The 1715-nt window shown below is 69.5% G+C and carries 1 protein-coding gene and 1 pseudogene; both read left to right on the forward strand.

Translation table 11 applies throughout. The annotated features are described in order from the left end of the window. Positions 1-246: pseudogene (locus tag JV551A3_RS13260) on the forward strand (ABC transporter ATP-binding protein); the annotation flags it as partial. After that, on the forward strand, positions 243-1715 hold a 1473-nt coding region (locus JV551A3_RS13265; RefSeq protein ID WP_328592098.1), incomplete at its 3' end, for an FtsX-like permease family protein. The pseudogene JV551A3_RS13260 and the gene JV551A3_RS13265, both read left to right, overlap by 4 nt.

The raw sequence follows: 1715 nt of genomic DNA on the forward strand, positions 1-1715 counted from the left end.
GGCCAGCAACAGCGGGTCGCCATCGGCCGCGCCCTGGCCGGGCGCCCGGCCTGGTTGCTGGCCGACGAACCTACTGGCAGCCTCGATGAAGCCAGCAGCGATGAGGTGTTGAGCCTGCTGTTGCAACTGGTCGCCGAGGCTGGCAGTGGGGTGCTGATGGTGACCCACAGCCCGCGGCTGGCGGCGCGCTTGCAACAACGGTGTTACCTGCAGGCCGGCCGCGTGCGGCCCGAGCCCGGCGGATGAGACTTCTATCGCTGGCCCTGCTGGCGCTGCTCAGCCACTGGCGGCGCCATCGCGTGCAGTTTTTCAGCATCTTCACCGGCCTGTGGCTGGCCACGGCGCTGTGGACCGGCGTGCAGGCGCTGAACAGCCAGGCACGCAGCGACTATGCCCGGGCCAGCGCGGTGCTGGCCGGGCCGCTGCAGGCGCAACTGGTGCCGCGCCGTGGCGAGCGCTTCGACCAGGCGTTGTACGTGCAGTTGCGCAGGCTGGGCTGGGCGGTGACGCCGGTACTGGAAGGGCGCCTGCGCTTTGCTGGCGAGCCGGCGCGCAGCGTGCGCCTGATCGGCATCGAGCCGTTGAGCCTGCCGCCGGCCAGCAGCATCGCCGGTGTGCAGCCCCAAACGTTCGATCTCCAGGCCTTTATCGGCATGCCCGGGCAAGCCTGGGTCGGGCCGGACACTTTGCGCCAGCTGCATGCAGAGCCCGGGGCGTCAGTGCGCGACAGCGAAGGGCAACTGCTGCCGCCGTTGGTTCTACAGCCCGTGTTGGCCCCGGGGGTGATCGTGGTCGATATCGGCCACGCCCAGGCGCTGCTACATGCACCCGGGCAGTTGTCGCGCATGCTGGTAGCCGCCACACCGGGGCAGTTGCCCGCAGATATCGCGCCGTACCTTGAGCTGCAACCCCGGCAGGACGATGGCGGCTTGCAGCGGCTGACCGACAGCTTCCACCTCAACCTGACCGCCCTTGGCCTACTGGCGTTCGTCGTCGGCCTGTTCATTGCCCATGCCGCAATCGGTTTGGCACTGGAACAGCGGCGCGGCCTGATTCGCAACCTGCGCGCCTGTGGCATCGGCCTGCAAACCCTGCTGTGCGCCTTGGTGCTGGAACTGGGGTTGTTCGCGGTGCTGGGCGGTCTGGTCGGCGTGGCCAGTGGTTACGGGCTGGCCGCGTGGTTGCTGCCCGATGTGGCCGCCAGCTTGCGCGGCCTGTATGGCGCCCAGGTCGCCGGGGCACTGAGCCTGCCCGCAGGGTGGTGGCTGATGGGCGTGCTGGTGAGTGTGCTGGGGGCGCTGCTGGCGGGTTTGGGCAGTGTACTGCGTGCGGCGCGGTTGCCGTTGCTGGCGCTGGCGCAACCTCAGGCATGGCGGTTGGCCCAGGGGCCTTGGTTGCGGCGCCAGGCCCTGGTGGCCGGCTTGTTGCTTTTGCTGGCCTTGGGTTGTGGCGTGCTCGGCGATAGCCTGCCCAGCGCTTTCGCCATGCTGGCCGCGCTGCTGCTGGCGGCGGCGCTGTTGCTGCCAGCCTTGCTCGACCGGGTGCTGGCCTGGCTGGCGCGCCATTGTCGGCGGCCCTTGTCGCAATGGTTCGTCGCCGACAGCCGCCAGCAACTGCCGGCCCTGAGCCTGGCGTTGATGGCACTGTTGCTGTCGCTGGCCGCCAGTGTCGGGGTGGGCAGCATGACCGAGGGCTTTCGCAAGACCTTTGTCGGC

This window comes from Pseudomonas inefficax, assembly GCF_900277125.1.
In the GTDB taxonomy this organism is placed as follows: domain Bacteria; phylum Pseudomonadota; class Gammaproteobacteria; order Pseudomonadales; family Pseudomonadaceae; genus Aquipseudomonas; species Aquipseudomonas inefficax.